This is a genomic window from Bacillus altaicus (genome assembly GCF_042136375.2).
GTDB classification, from domain to species: domain Bacteria; phylum Bacillota; class Bacilli; order Bacillales; family Bacillaceae_G; genus Bacillus_A; species Bacillus_A cereus_U.
In genome coordinates, this window is record NZ_CM143394.1 from 2,979,878 (window position 1) to 2,991,912 (window position 12,035).

Below are 12,035 nucleotides of genomic sequence, written 5' to 3' on the forward strand. Positions count from 1 at the left end.
GATGATTCTCTATATTTCCATACCGATCACAAACTTTTTTAGGATAATGGTATGTCCAAGTTTAATAGTTTTTTGCACGAGAGCCATCTTTTTTATATTTATTTAATTATCCTACTAAGTTTTTTGTAAAATTCACCTTTTCTTTTTACATGATTAAACTGATTTGGATTAATATTAGCTTTTTGTGAGAGTGCTACAATCTCTTCTTTTGTAATTGAATCTTTAGTATTTATAGATGCTATATTTGTATATTTTCCATCTTCTGTTTTTGGGATTTCTAAAACCCCTTTATTTACAAGATCAACTACAGCCTTATGCTCTGAAGAATGTGTATCTACACCAGTAATTTTCCAATTATGCATAACTTTTGGCGTGTATACACCGTTCTTTACCTCTTTTAAATATGTAATAGCAAGGTTACGAATGGTTCCACCTGTTTCTCCGAATGCATTCTCTTGTTTAGATGACCAAGTTTGTTCAAATTTACGTCCCTCTAAAGCTCCCCCTTTTGCCTGAAGAGCCTCCATTCTATACGCATTCATTCCTAGCGTCATAACATCGCTCATTTTGATTGGTTTATTTGTACGAATAGAGCGTAAATTTGTAATTCTACTACCATATGGTTTTGTTAAGTCAATTTCGTATTTTACGCCTCCAAAGAAATCGTTCGTACTGTATTTAGACGCACGACGGTTTTTATCAAAGCTAACTGTTACATCTCCGGCACGAGATGAGTTAAAATATCCTGCTGCCCATTCCATATAGTCTTTTAAATCTTTTCCAGTTATCTTATATACTGTAATTTCTCCCAAAGCATATTGATAATTATAAGCAATATCTTTCTTCTTTATAGGACCTATATCCAAACGGGCATAATCATTATCAATTTGATGGGCTACTACATCCGCCTTACTGTAATGGAGCATGACTTCATGAAAGAAATCTGATAAAGGTGTCTCTTGAATCTGCACACTTGGAATACCCTTTATTTCATTTTCAGGAACAAGGTTTCTACCCTTTAATCGGGCGACTACAACATTTGCATCTCCTCTCGCATACTCATGAAAAGGTGTTAGTGTTTCTTCAAGTGTAGAATCAGATAATACTGTAGTTCCATCAGCATTTTTTACAGGTATAGCGGTAGCTGTTTTATCTTTTAAAACAAGCTTCCCATCTTGCTTTGTAAAAGTAAGGTCAATACGTGAAATATGCGTTCCGTATTTATCTGGTTCTGTAATAATTACGCCATTTACAACTTCTTTTTTTACAAGTTTATGCATATGAGCCGCAAAAATAGCGCTTAGTTCCGGACAAGCATTCGCAATATCTTGAACACCAGTACCTGGGATTCCATTCTCATTTTCTAGTCCCATATGCATAACCCCTACCATTACATCTACTTTATCTTCTAATTCTTTAATAGCCTTTTTTGTCTCTTCTACTGGATTTTTCACTACTAAACCATCCAAATGATCTGTCCCTTTTTCAAAATCACTAATCATTGGTGTATTCATACCAATAATCCCGACTTTAATTCCACCTTTTTCAACAATCGTATATGCAGGAAGAAAACGCTCTCCATTTTCCTTATAAATATTTCCTGCTAACGTCTTTCCCTTGTATTGCTCACTAACTTTTTTCAATGTATCTAATCCAAAGTTGAATTCATGATTTCCAAATGCCCAGGCGTCATATCCCATTGTATTCATTGCTACCATCATTGGCGATTGTGGCTTATCGTTGAATAATTCTACTGAGTTTCCTTGAATTGTATCCCCGGTATCTACTAATATGGTATTTGGATTTTCTTGACGTACCTTCTTTATAACCGTATAAAGCTGCGTCAAACTTCCACTCATATTTGCTCCATCAAGCGCATAATCCCAAGGCATAAATCTACCATGAATATCTGCAGTACCTAACAATGTAATATTAACATTAGATTCCTCAGCCTTAGAAATAGCTGGTTTGACTGTTACTGCTGTTACAAGAAGCATAAGAATAATAAAATTGCATACATAGTTCTTCCATTTCATTTTTTGCATAATAACAATATTTCTCCCCTTTTTGTACTGTCATAAAGTTGCTTGAACTTTAAAAATGTAACTTATTATTCAAAGAAATTCAACTACAAAAGATAATTTTGGAGGTGGTTTTGCTGTGAAAATATAGAGAATAAAATGCATATATCCCCTAACAGAATAGTATTTTATCGTTTTCTAATAAAATACTTCTTCCTCCAACGTGTGAAGAGCGCTAAACCCACGGTAGATGTATACGTACTTTCAAAATTTTGGACATACAACTCATTTTTGGATTTTATTTCTAATTTTTTCCTTCTATATGAAAATACTGAGATCACTTCCAAAAATAATAACCCCGCTCTTCATTTAAGACGGGGTTACACTTATACAGCAAATCGGATTCAGATTTTTTTCAAATGTTCGTTTCCTCTTCAGGAGTAAAATCTGCTAGTTTCGTATTTTTTTCTGCTTATTGGTTGCTTTCAACTAAATTCATCATAATTTTAATCAGGATTTCTATTTTATCACTCGAAACCTTGATGCTATCCCAAATCGCTCAATAAATAGATAATGATTTTTACTTTTCAACTCCACAAAGCAATTTTATCTCTTTAATTTGTTCTATATGACGCTGTTCATGCAAATAGATCAGTTCTATCCACTGATCAAGAAGTAATTCTCCAAGAACTGGATGCGTCACTGATTTTTTCGCTAATATAGATTCATCTTCTATTGTACTCAGGAAACGCATCAATTCTTTTCTAGAGTCGTTTAACAAATCAACCATTTGCTGCACTTCAAATGGTTCTATACTTGGTTCAATCATTTCTGGGGCTATAAATTTTATCGATCTATCTAATAAAATAGTGTGAATTTCTTTACGCTCATTTAAGATACTATCCATCTTTTTTAATCCCGATGAAATAACTGTTATAACTCTCTCATCTAATAAAACTAAGTGATGACAAACTTGTGCTATACTCCATTTATCCTTATCTGGTTTCCTATTAAATTGAGCATCACTTAACAAAGTAATTTCCTCAAATAATTGATTTCTAGTTTCATAAAACTTGTCATTTACAAATGTATTCATGTGAATTCTCCTTTCGCTAGAACCTACATACTTAAATTCCTACGCTAGAAATATTCTCTATGGAAAAAAGATTTTCCTTCACTATTATTCCAATCCAATCTTTTCTTTCTTTAGTAGGTTCTCTAATTCATGCTGAAATGTATGAGTTCTCTCAACATCCTTGAAGATTTCCTTGAGGTTATTATGCGCTACAGCTACATCATAATACTTTCAACGGAATCCTTTCAATATAACTACATAAAACGTTCCTAATTATCAATCTAGCATTAAATATATGTAAAAAATCACTCTATTCATTCATTTTTAATGCTTATGTATGTACATTTGTTAATTTATTAGTTATATTATGGGTATTGAATGATTACGAAAAGTTAATAAATCGCTTGTATAACACCTTATATTTTTTTATATCCGTGAAAACTACAAAATGTATAAAATTCCATTTGTCAAATGAATTTAATGCGGAAGGAGGTTTGTGGTTACTTCATCGGGATATAATAATCAGTTTTGAACTGATAAAAATATAGGAGGCGACATAATGTTTCGTACGATTTCAAATTTCATGAGAGTAGCTGAGATAAGAAACAAAATTCTTTTTACACTAGCGATGCTAATTGTTTTTCGAATTGGCACGTTTATTCCAGTTCCTCATACTAACGCAGAGGTATTAAAAGTACAAGATCAAGCCAACGTTTTAGGTATGCTAAACGTATTTGGCGGAGGAGCACTGCAACACTTCTCAATCTTTGCTGTAGGTATCACACCATATATTACAGCTTCTATCATTGTACAATTACTACAAATGGACGTTGTACCTAAATTTACAGAATGGGCAAAGCAAGGAGAAATGGGCCGTAAGAAATCAGCTCAATTTACTCGCTACTTTACAATCATTCTCGCATTCATACAATCCATTGGGATGTCTTATGGTTTTAATAATATAGCAGGTGGACAATTAATTACAGATCAAAGCTGGACTACATACTTATTTATTGCGACAGTTTTAACTGCTGGTACTGCATTTTTACTTTGGTTAGGTGAACAAATTACCGCTAATGGCGTTGGTAATGGAATCTCAATGATTATCTTCGCAGGACTTGTTGCGGCGATTCCGAATGTCGCTAATCAAATTTATTTACAACAATTCCAAAACGCAGGCGATCAGTTATTTATGCACATAATAAAAATGGTTTTAATTGGACTCGTAATTTTAGCGATAGTTGTTGGTGTTATTTACATTCAACAAGCTGTTCGAAAAATACCGATTCAATATGCAAAAGCTGTTTCAGGAAACAATCAATATCAAGGAGCAAAAAATACTCATTTACCTCTTAAAGTAAATAGTGCAGGTGTAATTCCTGTTATCTTTGCTTCAGCCTTTTTAATGACGCCGCGTACAATTGCGCAGCTCTTCCCTGATTCAAGCGTATCTAAATGGATAATTGCGAATCTTGATTTTGCACATCCATTTGGAATGACACTATATGTGGGTCTTATCGTTGCCTTCACATATTTCTACGCGTTTATTCAAGTAAATCCTGAACAAATGGCTGAGAATTTGAAAAAGCAAAACGGATATGTCCCGGGTATTCGCCCAGGTAAATCTACAGAACAGTATGTAACAAAAATTTTATACCGTTTAACATTTATCGGTGCGATTTTCTTAGGAGCAATTTCAATATTACCACTTGTATTTACAAAAATCGCTACATTACCACCATCTGCTCAAATCGGTGGTACAAGTTTACTAATCATCGTAGGTGTTGCATTAGAAACGATGAAGACGTTAGAAAGTCAACTTGTGAAGCGTCATTATAAAGGTTTTATAAAAAAAGTGAATTAATTACAAAAACACACTAGAAGTCACAATAGCGACCTAGTGTGTTTTTATTATAAAAACTTATAATAACGGAGGTTTTGTCTTATGAGTCAAAGAATGTCTTATTATGATATTTCGCCTGATGGTATGAAAATTATGATGGATATGGAGAAATACACGAAGAAATCCTCAATTAATCGTGCTGTTAGAGAGCTTATAAAAATTAGAGTCTCTCAAATTAACGGCTGTGCTTATTGTATCGATATGCATACTTCTGACGCCCGAAAATTGGGTGAAGCCGAGCAAAGAATTTACTGCTTAAGCGCTTGGGATGATTGTGATTTTTATACTCCTGAAGAAAAAGTTGCTCTGGAACTATCGGAGCATATTACTCTCATTCCTACTAAAAGAGTTCCTGAAAATCTATATAACCGAGTACGTGAACACTTTGACGAAAAACAATATGTTGACCTTGTGTTAATCATTAATCAAATAAACAATTGGAATCGAATTTCTATCGCAATGGGCAATACCGTAATAAAAAAATAACACTTATCCACCAAACAATATGCGACCGATTTAGTTAAGTGTAAAATAAAATACACCCTATATAAAAACACAGTTGGTTATTTCTCCAACTGTGTTTTTGATTCTACTATCCCTAATCTATATTCTAATGTGTTAATCACTTTCTCTAAATTAACTATTTTTCCTTCTAAAGTTTGAATACGTTTTTCGCTGTTTTCTACATCATTAAACTTTAACTACCTCTCTTTTTTTAACAACCTTCCTTGCTTAAAATAAACTCCAAGTGTAGAACGATTCGCTAAAAATACACCAATCAAGATTAAACAAGCTCCAATTCCCATTGCAGGATTTAATGGTTCTCCTAATACAAAATAACCTACAATAACAGCGATTAATGGGGATACATACAACCATGTTGATGGAAATATTGGATTTGTTTTTGATAAGAGCCAATAATATAAACCGTGCCCACCGATTGATCCTACAAATATGAGATATAAAATTGGCCATTGTACATTCCAAGATGTTAAGACTGTTAGATTAGGCTGTTCCATTACAATAGATACAATTAATAACAAGATTCCTCCATAAAACATTTGAATACCGTTAATCAGAAAAGGTGATACGTCAGGCGAATTTGAAAGTATTTCTTTTGAATAAATAGAACCTATTCCGTAAAATAGTTGCCCAACTATTATGACAAGGCATGCAATACTCCATATGAAAGTAAGTTCTTGATGCATGCCAGGTAAAGATATAAATAAAACTCCTGTAAGTGCTATGAATAAAGCCAAAAACTGTTCTCGTTGCAATTTTATTTTATTTCTCTTTGATTGTAGCAATAAAATCATCATTGGGGCTGTTGCAGAAAGCACTGCTGCTAATCCAGAGGAAATGTGCTGTTCTGCCCAATATAACGTTGCGAATGTCATAAATGTTAAACAAAAGCCAGCGCACATAATACGCTTTGATAATAAATAAGGCATAACACGCTTTTTCTTTAACTTAAAAATAGTAATGAGAATAAGACCGGCCAAAAAGAAGCGAATTCCAGCTGAAAATAACGGCGGTGCACCTGCCTCAATTCCGATTTTTATCGTTAAAAATGTTGTTCCAAAGATGATACATACTAAAATATAATTTAAAATGACCATTTTCCTTCCTCCTTTTTACTCTTGAAATGAGTATAGAGGATATGGTGTATAACAGTGTATCCGAGCATATAACAGTTGAATAAAAATATAGTTGATTGTCAGACTATTTTTCGCTTTAATTAAATTAAAAAGAAAAACAGGTGATTCTATGAAGATAGTACTACGTAAAGAATCCAACATACCATATTACCAACAAATATATATGCAAATTGTTGAGAGAATTCAAAGCGGGATGCTTTCACATGGCGATTACCTCCCTTCTTTACGTTCTATGGCCGATGATTTGCAAATTAGTTTATTAACTGTTCGTAAAGCTTATAAACAGTTAGAAACGAAAGGTTATATACGAATTGAACAAGGAAAAGGTGCCTATATACATAAACGTGTGAACAAAGATTTCAAACCAATTCCATATCAATGGCAACAAACGAAATCCATTAATGTTATGCGTTCTCAATATGTAATGAACCAACATCGTAAATATTTTGATTTTTCACAGGCTGTCCTTTATCCACGTTTATTACCAAATCCGTTTCTTTCAGATGAAATGCACAAATTACTTAATAAGGATCAAATGATACTGGCAACATACGGACCTGTTCAAGGTGACAAAGAACTTAGAGTGGAAATAACAAACTACTTAAAAGAACACCAACAAGTAGTTACAGATCCATCTCAATTATTAATTACAAGTGGTGCCCAGCAAGGAATCGATTTAATCGCCCAAACATTATTAAAGCCTGGAGACATAGTGTTAGTAGAAAGTCCGTGTTATGGAGCGGCGCTTGATGTATTTGTTAATAAAGGAGTTCAAATTATCCCTGTTAGTCTTGATAACAACGGCATTCGCTCAGATTTAATCGATGATATTTGTCAAAGAAAGAATCCTGTTTTGTTATATGTGAATCCTACTTTTCAAAATCCAACGGGCACAGTAATGAGTAAAGAAAGAAGAATGGAACTTGTAGAACTAGCAGAGCTTTATCAATTTTTCATTTTAGAGGATGATTCTTTCGGAGAGATATATTTTGAGGATTTTAAAATTCCCCCTCCAATAAAAAGCTTTGATACAAATGGTCATGTTATATATTTAAAAGGATTTAGTAAAACGTTAGCACCAGGTCTTCGCATCGCGGCACTTGCAGCTGAAGGTCCTATCTTTGAATGGTTATACGCCGTGAAGGCTTCGATGGATATTGGTAGTCCCTTATTGACACAAAAAGCACTACTTCCTTTTTTACGAGCGGAACGAATGAAAAATCATTTAGAAAAATTACGGACTGCTTTACAAATTAGACGCGATTTAACAATTGATATATTATCTCCATTAAAAGAATTAGAATTTGAAATACCTAATGGAGGATTTAACTTATGGGTTACACTCCCTCAGTCAATCGATCCTTTTACATTATTACAAAAAGCGAATGAAGTAGATGTTTCTTTTTTACCCGGCACAGCTTGTCTGATAAACCATGAAAATCAATATAATCATTTGCGAATTAGTTATTCAATGTTAAATGAAAAAGATATGTTGATTGGATTAGAAAGATTACATGATACAATTGCCAAGTTTAAATCAATGATTTAAACTTCAAAACAACAACGAATAACTTCTTATTCACACAATAAAAACCAACACTTTCAAAAGTGTTGGTTTTTTATTTATTTACAAACTAATTTCTGCTGCTGTGAAAGTAATTGGGCCATTTACAAAAAGTTCTGCAGTTGGAGAGTTAGTGCGCACTGTTAAAATATATGATACTTCATCTTGTGAAGAGCCGATTTGATCAACGTGTTGTGCCACTACTTGTGTTACGTCATCATGAAATTCGGCATCAATTTCAATAATAGATTGATATATAAGCTTTCTATTGAAACCACTTACACGATAAATTGCAGTTATAAGATCACTTGGTGTTAAACTATTATTATTTATGTGGAAGAGACCATTCAACCACACTAAATCCCCAGATTTAACATGTTGTAAATTTACTTCTGCAACTGTAGTTAATTCTTCTGAAACGACAATATTATTACTTAATGGTAAGTTGATGATTGAAGAAGATGTATCATAAGCGAATCCTACTAGTCTGCTTTTTTTCTTGTTACTATCACAATCAGTATTGCATCCTTCATCTTTTTTGTTTCCATTATAATACTTACTTTTTCCTTTACAGCACTTGTGATTTTTCTCTTCATAGCTATCGCAATATTTGCAGTAATAATACAATGAAATCTCCCTTTCTAAATAAATGTAATAATATATAATATTATTTCGATTTAGAAAGGATTGGACAAACTAGAATTTTATGAATTTTGAGGTTCTCTACTAACGAAAATTCACGTTAAAATAGTTAATTGGATATCAATAGTATATCCTTGTCCTTTTTATTTGTGCATTTTTTAATACACCAATTGACTGAACCGTAATATTTTTCATATACACTCTATTTTTATTAAGTATCTCCACATTCTTTTCAATAAACACCTTCTATATTTCCTAAAAACATACAATATTCGCATTTAATATTCAGTTAAATCACTAAATTTTTATGTATATTATTTCAAGTTATATTAGCTACACATGTGCAAGCGATATAACAATGATTTTGTTGGTCAAGTATACAAACAATATAACATTCACGTAATAGAATATACTATATTACACGAAAGGAGATAGCGATATTTGGAATTAAAAAAATTTATTGATCCCCTTCCGATTCCCTCTGCAATAAAACCTATAGGAACATATAAAGGTAAGCCGTTTTATGATGTACGTATGATTGAAACGCTACACAAGTTTCATAGTGATTTACCAAAGACGAAAGTATGGGGTTATAATGGAATGGTACCTGGTCCAACGTTTGAGGTAAAAAAAGATCATCCTGTATATGTGAGATGGTCAAACGATTTACCTAAAAAACACTTCTTACCTGTTGATACAACTGTTCACGGGGCGCATGATAACCCAGAAGTACGAACTGTTGTACATTTACATGGAAGCCCCAGTGAACCAGATAGCGATGGTCATCCTGAAGCATGGTTTACGAAAAACTTTCAACAAACAGGACCTAGTTTCGTAAAAGAGATTTATCATTATTCGAATCGAGAACGAGCAACTGCCCTTTGGTATCATGATCATGCACTTGGGATTACTCGTTTAAATGTATATGCGGGTCTCGCAGGACTTTACTTGATTCGTGATAAAGAAGAAAAATCACTACCCCTACCTAAAGGGAAATACGAGATACCACTTATCGTTCAAGATAAATCTTTTAATCCGGACGGTTCCCTATTTTATCCTGCTCAACCTGAAGATCCATCACCAGGTTTACCATACCCTTCTATTGTTCCTCTATTTTTAGGAAATACAATTGCAGTCAACGGGAAAGTATGGCCATTTTTAAAAGTGGAGCCCCGCAAATATAGATTTCGTTTATTAAACGCTTCTAATACTCGCACATACAAGTTCCAATTAAGTGACCTTAGCTCATTCTTTTTAATAGGGACTGATGGAGGCCTTCTTAAACGGCCGATTAAAGTACAAAGTTTAGATGTTTCACCAGCAGAGCGTATTGACATTATTATTGATTTTTCAAGGTTTGAAGGGAAAAAAGTAGTTTTACAAAATGGAATTGATTTAGATAATCCAACTGGTGAGATAATGGAGTTCCAAATAACGAAAAGATTACCCTGCCCAGATAAAAGTAAAATCCCATGCAAATTAAGTAACATTGACTTTATCCCCGTAGAAAAAGTAAAGAAAGTACGACGATTAACATTAAATGACTCAGAGGATGAATTTGGACGACTAATGCTTTTATTAGATGATAAAGAATGGGACGATCCAGTGACAGAAACACCTTTATTAAATTCTTTTGAAATATGGGAGTTAGTAAATTTGACCGTTGGGATTCATCCAATTCATATACATCTAGTTAATTTTCAAGTTCTTGATCGTCATGATTTGAATGGAAACTTATTAGATCCTCTCCCAGCTGATTTCGGTTTAAAAGATACCGTGCTTGTAGCAGGTGAACAGACCGTCCGAATCATAATGAAGTTTGAGCCCTATTCTGGAGATTATGTATGGCACTGTCATCGTTTAGAGCATGAAGACCATGATATGATGAGACCGTTAAAAATCATACCTTCCAATCTTAATAGACACAAATTAAATTGATAGATACATTAAATAACACGAAAGTCCCTTCAGGATTACTGAAGGGACTTTTACATATTTGTGAAAAATGTCTTCATGTACAAGAAGCGTTTTTCAATCTACAACTATTTTTTAAGATTGTATTGCTCTAATAGCTTTTCAAACATTTCTAAAGTAACTGGCTGTGCCGTGGTAGTTAGTTGATACCCAATACGTCCGTTCGTTTCTACAGTTGCTTGTTGTAAATTCTTGATTTCATGTATACCTTTTTCTCTCAGATGCATAAATAATTGTTGTTCTGACATTTTTGCACGTAATAAATTCTTTTTTAAAACTTCTCCGTTTTCTATAACAATAATGCTATTTCCATTTAGAAACTTTTCTACTTTTCGTGATTTCAATTCAAAAAAATGAATGATAAGTAAAACACCCGCAAAAATAAACGCAGCAAAAATAGATGGGACTACTTTCCTACTTAATACAGGTTCTACAATAATACGACCTATAGAAACAACAATAATAATTTCAGCTCTAGTCATTTGGCTAACAGATTTACTACCTGTCAATTTCAAAAAAATAATTCCAGTGAGGATTAAAATAATGCTTTCAAAAAGTATATTCATTACAGCCCAATCCTTTAATAGTGAATGTTACTAGTATTCCCATTAAAGGATTTTTATGATGTTTTAAAGTATCCATTCTCTTTACGTGCCTTATTCTTTGAAGCACCTCTCTCCCAGCTAGTACTGGTAAAGCATCAACTTTCTTCATTGCTTCTACTTGTGATTCGTTACGAATCATTGCATACACAGTATGACCTTCTTTTATTAGCATTGGTATTAAAGAACGTGCTGTTGCACCTGCTACAAAAATTTCCAAATGTGTTTCTTCTTATTTTGAATATCATAATTGAGACGAGACATATATAAGCTATGTATAATAATCAATATGAAAGATTCATCCAAAATTAAAGCTATAATGTTGGCTAGCAACCAATAGTGATAACATGATAATTGAATTTGATGGATATGGAATTAATGAGTATGTTATTGGTCATAGCTGTTCTATCAGTAAGTTAAAAAAAATGTATTTTAACGTAAAAAATGAAGAGTTATCTAATGAGGAGCTTATAAATTTATTTTGTGTACGTTATCATTTTGAAAACATTCCAAAGTCATTACAAGAAGACATTAAGAGTGATGTCGTCATTGACTTAGATACGGACTATATTTATATCCCTAATAGATAACAATAA

The 12,035-nt window shown here is 33.0% G+C and carries 11 protein-coding genes; 5 read left to right on the forward strand and 6 right to left on the reverse strand.

What is annotated here, in order from left to right; all coding sequences use genetic code 11:
- Positions 1-98: 98 nt before the first annotated feature.
- Entirely contained in the window at positions 99-2,045 is a 1,947-nt protein-coding gene (locus ACE38F_RS15550; protein ID WP_375369090.1) for a bifunctional metallophosphatase/5'-nucleotidase, read from the reverse strand.
- Between the two features lie 556 nt (positions 2,046-2,601).
- Entirely contained in the window at positions 2,602-3,117 is a 516-nt protein-coding gene (locus ACE38F_RS15555; RefSeq protein WP_033729406.1) for a DinB family protein, read from the reverse strand.
- 538 nt (positions 3,118-3,655) lie between these two features.
- Here ACE38F_RS15555 and secY point away from each other — a divergent pair.
- Positions 3,656-4,960 (forward strand): preprotein translocase subunit SecY, encoded by a 1,305-nt coding sequence (secY, locus tag ACE38F_RS15560; RefSeq protein ID WP_002069884.1) that lies wholly within the window; start codon positions 3,656-3,658, stop codon positions 4,958-4,960.
- Positions 4,961-5,041: 81 nt separating this feature from the next.
- Positions 5,042-5,485: a carboxymuconolactone decarboxylase family protein gene (locus ACE38F_RS15565; RefSeq protein ID WP_193653764.1), complete on the forward strand. Its 444-nt coding sequence runs from the start codon at positions 5,042-5,044 to the stop codon at positions 5,483-5,485.
- 215 nt (positions 5,486-5,700) lie between these two features.
- On the opposite strand, the gene ACE38F_RS15570 is transcribed toward ACE38F_RS15565, so the two are convergent.
- Positions 5,701-6,618: a DMT family transporter gene (locus tag ACE38F_RS15570; protein ID WP_375369092.1), complete on the reverse strand. Its 918-nt coding sequence runs from the start codon at positions 6,616-6,618 to the stop codon at positions 5,701-5,703.
- 148 nt (positions 6,619-6,766) lie between these two features.
- On the opposite strand from ACE38F_RS15570, the gene pdxR reads away from it, so the two are divergent.
- Complete coding sequence (pdxR, locus tag ACE38F_RS15575) at positions 6,767-8,206, forward strand: MocR-like pyridoxine biosynthesis transcription factor PdxR (protein WP_215591247.1); 1,440 nt, start codon at positions 6,767-6,769, stop codon at positions 8,204-8,206.
- 78 nt (positions 8,207-8,284) lie between these two features.
- On the opposite strand, the gene ACE38F_RS15580 is transcribed toward pdxR, so the two are convergent.
- Positions 8,285-8,848, reverse strand: a complete 564-nt coding sequence (locus ACE38F_RS15580) for a hypothetical protein (protein ID WP_375369093.1) — start codon at positions 8,846-8,848, stop codon at positions 8,285-8,287.
- Positions 8,849-9,304: 456 nt separating this feature from the next.
- Here ACE38F_RS15580 and ACE38F_RS15585 point away from each other — a divergent pair, with 456 nt between their 5' ends.
- On the forward strand, positions 9,305-10,801 hold the full coding sequence (locus ACE38F_RS15585) for a multicopper oxidase family protein (protein ID WP_375369094.1): 1,497 nt from the start codon (positions 9,305-9,307) through the stop codon (positions 10,799-10,801).
- A gap of 104 nt (positions 10,802-10,905) precedes the next feature.
- Here the strand turns inward: ACE38F_RS15585 and ACE38F_RS15590 are convergent, their stop codons facing one another.
- Together ACE38F_RS15590 and ACE38F_RS15595 are read right to left on the reverse strand one after the other, a co-directional pair.
- Complete coding sequence (locus ACE38F_RS15590; protein ID WP_375369095.1) at positions 10,906-11,403, reverse strand: DUF421 domain-containing protein; 498 nt, start codon at positions 11,401-11,403, stop codon at positions 10,906-10,908.
- The gene (locus ACE38F_RS15595; protein ID WP_375369097.1) at positions 11,387-11,659 is read right to left on the reverse strand and encodes a Rossmann-fold NAD(P)-binding domain-containing protein; all 273 of its coding nucleotides are present in this window, start codon (positions 11,657-11,659) and stop codon (positions 11,387-11,389) included. Before ACE38F_RS15595 ends, ACE38F_RS15590 begins: the two co-directional genes overlap by 17 nt.
- Positions 11,660-11,786: 127 nt before the next feature.
- Here ACE38F_RS15595 and ACE38F_RS15600 point away from each other — a divergent pair, with 127 nt between their 5' ends.
- Positions 11,787-12,029, forward strand: a complete 243-nt coding sequence (locus tag ACE38F_RS15600) for a hypothetical protein (RefSeq protein ID WP_375369098.1) — start codon at positions 11,787-11,789, stop codon at positions 12,027-12,029.
- The last annotated feature ends 6 nt before the right edge of the window (positions 12,030-12,035 follow it).

Excerpts from the sequence above, each read along its gene's own strand:
- secY (WP_002069884.1), top strand. The coding sequence starts at position 3,656 with ATGTTTCGTACGATTTCAAATTTCATGAGAGTAGCTGAGATAAGAAAC.
- ACE38F_RS15565 (WP_193653764.1), top strand. The coding sequence starts at position 5,042 with ATGAGTCAAAGAATGTCTTATTATGATATTTCGCCTGATGGTATGAAA.
- ACE38F_RS15590 (WP_375369095.1), bottom strand. The coding sequence starts at position 11,403 with ATGAATATACTTTTTGAAAGCATTATTTTAATCCTCACTGGAATTATT.
- ACE38F_RS15600 (WP_375369098.1), top strand. The coding sequence starts at position 11,787 with ATGATAATTGAATTTGATGGATATGGAATTAATGAGTATGTTATTGGT.
- ACE38F_RS15570 (WP_375369092.1), bottom strand. The coding sequence starts at position 6,618 with ATGGTCATTTTAAATTATATTTTAGTATGTATCATCTTTGGAACAACA.
- ACE38F_RS15550 (WP_375369090.1), bottom strand. The coding sequence starts at position 2,045 with ATGCAAAAAATGAAATGGAAGAACTATGTATGCAATTTTATTATTCTT.
- pdxR (WP_215591247.1), top strand. The coding sequence starts at position 6,767 with ATGAAGATAGTACTACGTAAAGAATCCAACATACCATATTACCAACAA.
- ACE38F_RS15555 (WP_033729406.1), bottom strand. The coding sequence starts at position 3,117 with ATGAATACATTTGTAAATGACAAGTTTTATGAAACTAGAAATCAATTA.